This is a genomic window from Ruegeria sp. BHSB196, from assembly GCF_059613135.1.
Genome location: NZ_JBXWRY010000017.1, coordinates 73,084 through 80,467, shown reverse-complemented (window position 1 = coordinate 80,467; position 7,384 = coordinate 73,084). Strand labels below are relative to the sequence as shown.

Below are 7,384 nucleotides of genomic sequence, written 5' to 3'. Positions count from 1 at the left end.
GAACTCATCCTGAAACTGCCCGGCGTTTTTCATCCCACATCAGAAATCTCATTCTGGGCGGTCGCCGTCGTTGCGCTGATCCTGACACAGGTGCAGGCGGTGCTGTCATTCGGGCACATCTTGGTCCCAGGCCTACCGATCCGCGCCAACATCTTGCACTTACTGGTCGTTCGCGAATTGGTGGGATGGGGCCACAGGACTCATCAGAAGCCATACATGCCTGTTGCCAACTATCTTTATACTTTGCGGATTGCCATGATCGACTTGGTCATGAGTGCAAACCGCTCTTTTTCGATGCGCGCATCTGGGAAGAGTTTGCGCATTATACCTTTTGAAATAATCTTGATGTAATCGCCACGTCCCATTGCACGCTCAAAATCGACCTTCGGCATGTACCCAAGCGACGTTTTTTGGAAGAGGCCTACACGGAGCGGACCAGGCAGCCAATGAATAAAAGGTCGGCCATAATGCGGATCGATGGGAAACCAGAAATTGGGTGTCTGAACAAAATACGCCCGACCGACACGCCGGACCTCGTTGGCAAAGCAGATCATGTTCGCATAGGATCCGACATGTTCCACGACTGAATTCGAGTGAACCAGGTCGAACGACCCGTCTTCAAACTCCGGCATGTTGCACGCATTTCCCGTCGCGCACTCGACCAGCAAGCCGTCGACTGAATTATCAAACTGCGCCAGATCCTTTTCAAAATTCAGTACTGTGACAGACACTCTACTACGCAGATCCTTTGGGAGAAGCTTCCAATAGCGCGCGCGCCCACCCGCATCCAAAATCTTTATGCTTTTTTGATCCGCAAGAAGTTCGCGTATGAGAAGCTCTACATGGGCGAAACGCTTACTGCGAAAACGCTGTTGTGCGGAAAGGAACAATTGGCTCTTTTTCACCTAACTCTCCTAAATAATCGCTTTGGTTTCGGTTAGAGGAACAACTTTGCAACCGCAACCGTGAAATAATCTTAGCTGCCATGAGGCGCTGCACTACGAAAGTCCTGATGTCAAAGTCATTTTGTTGGTCCGAAACCTCGTTACTTGGTATTGCTGTCGAATGAAATGTTTCTGTCGGTGGCTGCCGAACAGGAAACACCCCTACTTTGGACGACCAAGGGGCTCTACCCCGCCTCGGGCCATCCAGCACGACGTCAATCACTTCGACGTTCTGATCCACCACCGGTTCCTGTTGCACTCTCAAAACTCCCCACCTAGCATCTCCTGCGATGGACCAGGACCGCCCTGGCGGTAAAAACATACTCATAGCGGCCGGAGGTTTAATTTATGCCGATTATCCGCATCGGACCCAATCTGGTCTATTTTGCCCATATCCCGAAATGTGCCGGCAGCTCGGTCGAGGACTACCTGCTGGACCGGTTCGGGCCTCTGGCCCTTCTGGACCGGAAATATCTGTCCGTGGACCCGGATCGGCGCTGGTCCAACACCTCGCCCCAGCATGTGGACTGGGCCGCGTTGACGCGGCTGTTCCCTGCGGATTTCTTCAGCGACATCTTCACTGTGGTGCGCCATCCGCTGGATCGAGCCGTCAGCGCCTACCGGTTCCAGTCCGAGGTCGAAGGAACCATCGCCCCGGGCACGAGTTTCGGCGATTGGCTGCGGGCCGAGGCCGATCTCTGGGTGACGGACCCGCACCGGCACGACAATCACAGCCGCCCCCAGGTCGATTTCCTGCCGCCTCCGGGCGGGCCGGACTGTGCCGTGTTCCATCTCGAACACGGGCTGGACGCCCTGATCCCCTATTTCGACGGGCTGGCTGGCACGATGGACAAGCCGCGCGCCATGGGACATGCCCTGCGTGCCGGTACGCCGAAAGGGGGCCGGTTTACACCGGACGAATCCGACCGCGCCCTCGTCGCCGAGATTTATGCCGCCGATTTCGAACGGTTCGGATACGTGCCGGACAGCCGGACGCCGCTGGCCTCCGCCCCCGAGCTGACCCCTGAATTTCTCGCGGAGAACGCGGCCGCGCATGCACGGTCGAAACGCCCGCTGCATCGGTTTGCCACCCGGATGCGCCGCCGGGTCCGCAAGTGGCAGGGCTGAGCCGACTGGCCGGGTCATGCGCTTAGGCGTTCCTGGCGCCAAGCCTGTTGAGCTTGCTTTTCAGAAGCTGCCACAGGTACCCGGGATTGTGCCGCAACCCGGTCAGATAGAAGCGGCGCGCCATTCTGGTCTTGCCGTGCCGTGCCAGGATACGGCCGATGCGCCACATCATCATGCCGTAGGCATCCGGATAACGCGCATAGGCATCGCGGTTGCGCTTCACGATCCGGATCAGGCCGATCGCCTTGGCGCGCTTCAGTTTCGAAATACCGTCCGGCGACGAAAACGCCATCACCACAGGTTCGGGATATTCCGCAATCTTCGTGTGCTGCGCCAGCGACGAGCTGAACGCCCAGTCGGCGTTCGAACGGGTCACGTCATCGAACCACAACGGTTCGGGATAGCAGTCGCGGCGGAACAGGGCATTCTGCAGGCTGATACGGTTTTCCATCAGGTATTTGCGGACCTGGTCCTCGTGCTGCTTCATGATGCGGTCCGGCGGAGGGCGCATCGAAACCAGCCCCACCCCGTAGGAACCGTCGGACCCGCTGCCGTAGAGCACCTTGGAATGGATGACCGCACCCACCTCGGGCGGGGCGGCTTCCAGCAGATCGATCTGCATCTGCAGCTTGCCGGGCAACCACAGGTCGTCACTGTCCTGAAAAGCGATGTAACGCCCCTGCGCTGCCGCCAAGCCGGTGTTGCGTGCCGCGGAGGCACCGCCGTTCTTTTTTCGCCGGATATAGCGGACCCGGGCATCATCGACTCCTTCGACGATCGGTTTCAGATCCTCGGTCGAGGCGTCATCGACGACGATCAGTTCCAGATCACGGTAGGATTGATTGAGAACGCTGCGCATCGAGTCTTCGAGACTACCGCTGCGATTATAAACCGGCAGAATAACCGATACGGTTGCACTCATAGACCGCTCCACTCAAAATATCTGCGGTGCAGCATAGCACGCGCCCTCTGCCTGCACCATCAACAACCCCCGCAGGGTTCCATATGCAAAACAATCCCGTGATTTGCCAAAAAATTCACAACGCACCGCTACAATGGCGCAATTTCCGATTGGATTGCTGGGTTTGTACTTCCTGACCCTGTAGCATCCGCGAAGGACCAGATACAGTCGAGATCATGCGCGACACGCTCCAGCTCAGCATTATCGTTCCACACCTCAATGCTCCGGAGGCATTGCGCGACTGCCTGGAGGCTCTGGCCCGGCAGACCGGGGACGGCGTGTCCTTCGAGGTCATCGTGGTCGACAACGGTTCGGCGGAGCCACCCGACGCGGTCTGTGACGCTTTTCCGTTTGTTCGCAGCACCCGCGAGCCCACCCCGGGCCCCGGCCCGGCCCGCAACCGCGGAGCCGCTCTCGCGCGGGCGGAACTGCTGGCTTTCATAGACTGCGACTGCATCGCCCAGCCCGGCTGGGTCAGAGGCATCGTCGATTATTTCGACGGCCACCCCGAGGTGGACGTGATCGGCGGCGCCGTCGGCATTTCCCGCGCCGATCCCGACACCGTCACGGCCATCGAAGCCTATGAAAGCGTTTACGGATACCGCATGCAGCTCTACATCACGCGGGACGGCTACGCCGCGACCTGCAACATGGGCGTGCGGCGCGCGGCGTTCCGGACGGTGGGCGATTTTGCCGGGATCACCATCGCCGAGGACATGGACTGGGGCCGCCGGGCCAGTGCGCTGGGTCTGAAGATCGGCTACGTGCCGCAGGTCGCGATCGAAACCCCGGCACGAGGGACGTTCAGCGAACTGAGCCGCAAATGGGACCGGCAGATCGGCCATGATTTCGCGGAGATATCGGGGTGGGACGGGCGCCTGCGCTGGGGCGCGCGTGCGCTGCTTCTGGCGGCCTCGCCCTTGGGAGAGGTTGTGCGCATCATGCGCTCCGACCGCATCTCGGGTTTGCGCGAACGGCTTCTGGCCTTCTGGTGCCTGACCCGCATCCGGCTGTTCAGGTGCCGCCGCATGCTCGGGTTGATGCTGGGCCGGGACGCCCACGCCGCCGCGGCGTGGCGACAGGGGAGTTGATCCGCATGCGCTCTGACCCCCGCCATGGTAAAACGGCTTGTCTCCCGACGCAGATGGAGTACAAATTCCCGCGTCGATTTATGTAAATCTATCAGTGCAAATACGGTAAAGAGCGCCATGACCAGAGAATCCATTTTCAACGATCTCAACGAAATTTTCGCCGACGTTCTCGATCTCGACGACCTGTCCCTGACGGATACGACCACCGCGGACGATATCGAGGAATGGGACAGTCTGAGCCATATCCGTCTCGTCGTGTCGATCGAGCAGCACTACGGTTTCAAATTTTCGACCGCCGAGATCGAGGCGCTCAAATCCGTTGGAGACCTCGTAAACTACATTCAAGAAAAAACGGAGTAACGGAGTGAATCATGGCCACCCTTTCCATCGAAGAGCTCCATTGGCTGCGCCCTGCGCCGCCCGATTTCCGCACCCTCCTGCGCTCGATTGACCCGAACACCGCGGCTGGAGATCTGGCCGTCCTGGCGAACCACGCGCTCGACCTGAACAAACTGACGCAGCTTGACCGGGCCCTGGGGCGACTGACGCCGGAACAGGTGCAGGACGCGCCCCTTTCGACGGTTCGCCTCGCCGTACTTGCGGATGCGACAACCGAGTACACTGCGCCCGCGATCCGCGCCAGCGCGCTGCGCCACGGCGTTCTTGCCACGCTCTATCTGCCGGACTACGGGCAGGCTACACAGGAGATCCTGAACCCGGATAGCGGTCTGGCCGCCTTTGATGCGGACATGGCCCTTCTCGCGCCGGACTATCGCAGCCTGGGGCTTGCATCGGTTCACATGGAAACCTCCCGGGCGGATCAGGCGGTTACCGACGCCTTGGCGCGTATGCGTAGCTTGCTCGAAGGGCTCAAGCGCACCGGTGTTGCCACGGTGATCCTGCAGACGCTTCCCATTCCCCCCGATCCCTGGTGCGGGCATTACGACCGGCGGGCGCCTGGCTCGGTCTCCGCGCAGATTGCGGCTTTCAATGACGGTCTGACCGTTCTCGCCGAGGAATATGCGGCCACTCTTTTAGACGTCGCATCTCTGGCCGACACGGTGGGCCGGGGGCGCTGGTTCGACCCTGCCTACTGGCACCGGGCCAAGATCCCGTTCTCGCTGGATTGCGTTCCGCTTTATGCCGATCATGTCGGGCGGCTTCTGGGGACGCTGCGCGGCAAGGCCCGCAAATGCCTGGTGCTGGATCTCGACAATACCTGCTGGGGCGGCGTGATCGGGGATGACGGTCTCGATGGCATCCGCATCGGCCAGGGCACGGCCGAAGGTGAAGCCTTTCTCGCGGTGCAGCGCTATGCGCTGGATCTCAAGGCGCGCGGCGTGGTTCTGGCCGTGTGCTCCAAGAACGAGGAAGACGCGGCGCGGCTGCCGTTCCAGAAACACCCCGACATGCTTTTGCGGGAAGAGGACATATCCGTCTTCATCGCAAACTGGACCGACAAGGCCAGCAACATCCGGCACATTGCCCGGTTGCTCAATATCGGCACCGATGCCCTGGCGTTTCTTGACGACAATCCGGCCGAGCGCGAGCGTGTCCGGCAGATGCTTCCCGAAGTCGCGGTGCCGGAACTGCCGGACGAGCCCGCCTTTTATCCCGCGGCGCTTGCGCAGGCCGGGTATTTCGAGACCACCGGCCTTTCGGCAGAAGACGCCCTGAGGGCGGAACAGTACCGTGCCAATGCCGCCCGCAGCGTGGCGATGGAGACCATAGGCGATTACGGGGAATATCTCAGATCGCTGGACATGGTGTGCGACGCCCGGGGTTTCGACGATCTCGGACGTACCCGGATTGCACAGCTGATCAACAAGTCCAACCAGTTCAACCTGACCACACGCCGCTACACCGAGGCCGATGTTGCGCGGATGCAGGACGATCCCTCCCTGTTCACGCTCCAGGTTCGACTGGCGGACAAGTTCGGGGACAACGGCATGATTTCCGTGCTGATTTTCCGCAAGGGGGGCGAGGAATGGGTGTGCGACACCTGGCTCATGAGCTGCCGGGTGCTGGGGCGCCGCGTCGATGAAGCCGCATTGTCGCTTGTCGCTACGGCGGCGCGCCAGGCTGGCGCCGCCCGTCTGAAGGGAGAATACATACCAACGGAAAAAAACCGGATGGTTGCCGATCATTTCAAAAAGATGGGGTTCACAAAATGCGCCGAGGAAGCCGACGGCCGCACGATCTGGCAGCTTGACCTGTCCAGCTATTCCCCCCCGTCGGACTTGCCCATGACATTGAACGGACCGCTTCCCGTCGCGGCCTGCTGAACATCCGGGATTATTCATGCCTGCACCCTCCCAACCCAAGCCGTCCCTCGAGGCGCTGGCCGTCGACTGGCCTGCAACCCATCGCGTCGTTGACGCCGTCCGTTCGGTGTGGCCGGAACATGAGCGTTACATCGGCAAGAGTTTCTCTGCGCGTGACACGAACATGATGCGCACCACCGAGACCCTGGCGGAAGCCGTTCTGCTGCTGGTGGGAGACCGGATGGACACCATCGCCAGACACTATCGCTGGACCTGTGACCGGCTGCGCGAGGAAGAGCTGTTCTTTCACCGCGAAGGCCGGTACCGGCTGTCGACCTTTGCCGAAGCCGATGCCGAGGTATATTCCGACGCCGCCTATATGGAAAAGTATATGGACGGGCTGCTGTTCAGCCAGGTTCTGTGGTTCAATCACGCGGCAAGCTGCCATTTCTTTCTGTCCGAAGTTTCACGCCTTCTGGCGCCGGGAGGGCATCTGCTGGAAATCGGACCGGGCCACGGGTTGATGATGTCCCTGGCGCTGCGCGATTTCGGTCTCGCCAGTGCCACGGCTTGGGATCTGTCCGAAGTTTCGCTGGATCAGACCCGCACCGCGCTGGCCAAACTCGGCCATGACGGATGCCACTTTGCCGTTCAGAACGTGATGGATACGCCGGCGGATACCACACCGGCCGACCTGGTGGTGTTGTCCGAAGTTCTGGAACATCTCGAAGACCCGAAGTCCGTCATGCGCCGGCTGAAGGGGCTGGTCCGCCCCGAAACCGGCCGCGTCTTCATCAACGTCCCGATCAACAGTCCCTCGCCCGACCATCTCTACCTGATGGAAACCCCGCAGGATGCGAGGGCGCTGCTCGAAGACACAGGGTTTGAAATTCTGAGTGAAGGGTTCTTTGCCACCCAGGGTACCGCATTGGACCGGGCCCTGCGCAACAGGATATCCGTTTCCGCCTGCATGATCGCCCGGCCGGTCTGATCGCA

Annotated in this window: 7 protein-coding genes; 5 read left to right on the top strand and 2 right to left on the bottom strand. The window is 60.6% G+C overall.

The window, feature by feature from the left end:
- Window positions 1-236 precede the first annotated feature (236 nt).
- Window positions 237-905, bottom strand: a complete 669-nt coding sequence (locus AC2FNJ_RS10510; protein WP_496764183.1) for a class I SAM-dependent methyltransferase — start codon at window positions 903-905, stop codon at window positions 237-239.
- Window positions 906-1,292: 387 nt separating this feature from the next.
- Here AC2FNJ_RS10510 and AC2FNJ_RS10505 point away from each other — a divergent pair, with 387 nt between their 5' ends.
- Window positions 1,293-2,072, top strand: a complete 780-nt coding sequence (locus AC2FNJ_RS10505) for a sulfotransferase family 2 domain-containing protein (protein WP_496764182.1) — start codon at window positions 1,293-1,295, stop codon at window positions 2,070-2,072.
- A 22-nt stretch (window positions 2,073-2,094) separates the two neighbouring features.
- Here the strand turns inward: AC2FNJ_RS10505 and AC2FNJ_RS10500 are convergent, their stop codons facing one another.
- Entirely contained in the window at window positions 2,095-2,994 is a 900-nt protein-coding gene (locus tag AC2FNJ_RS10500; RefSeq protein ID WP_496764181.1) for a glycosyltransferase family 2 protein, read from the bottom strand.
- 215 nt (window positions 2,995-3,209) lie between these two features.
- Here AC2FNJ_RS10500 and AC2FNJ_RS10495 point away from each other — a divergent pair, with 215 nt between their 5' ends.
- The 4 genes from AC2FNJ_RS10495 to AC2FNJ_RS10480 all read left to right on the top strand — a co-directional run bounded on the left by AC2FNJ_RS10495 (window position 3,210) and on the right by AC2FNJ_RS10480 (window position 7,379).
- Window positions 3,210-4,124: a glycosyltransferase family 2 protein gene (locus AC2FNJ_RS10495; RefSeq protein WP_496764180.1), complete on the top strand. Its 915-nt coding sequence runs from the start codon at window positions 3,210-3,212 to the stop codon at window positions 4,122-4,124.
- 117 nt (window positions 4,125-4,241) lie between these two features.
- Window positions 4,242-4,484, top strand: a complete 243-nt coding sequence (locus AC2FNJ_RS10490) for an acyl carrier protein (RefSeq protein WP_496764179.1) — start codon at window positions 4,242-4,244, stop codon at window positions 4,482-4,484.
- A gap of 11 nt (window positions 4,485-4,495) precedes the next feature.
- Window positions 4,496-6,409: an HAD-IIIC family phosphatase gene (locus AC2FNJ_RS10485; RefSeq protein ID WP_496764178.1), complete on the top strand. Its 1,914-nt coding sequence runs from the start codon at window positions 4,496-4,498 to the stop codon at window positions 6,407-6,409.
- 16 nt (window positions 6,410-6,425) lie between these two features.
- Window positions 6,426-7,379 (top strand): class I SAM-dependent methyltransferase, encoded by a 954-nt coding sequence (locus AC2FNJ_RS10480; protein ID WP_496764177.1) that lies wholly within the window; start codon window positions 6,426-6,428, stop codon window positions 7,377-7,379.
- The last annotated feature ends 5 nt before the right edge of the window (window positions 7,380-7,384 follow it).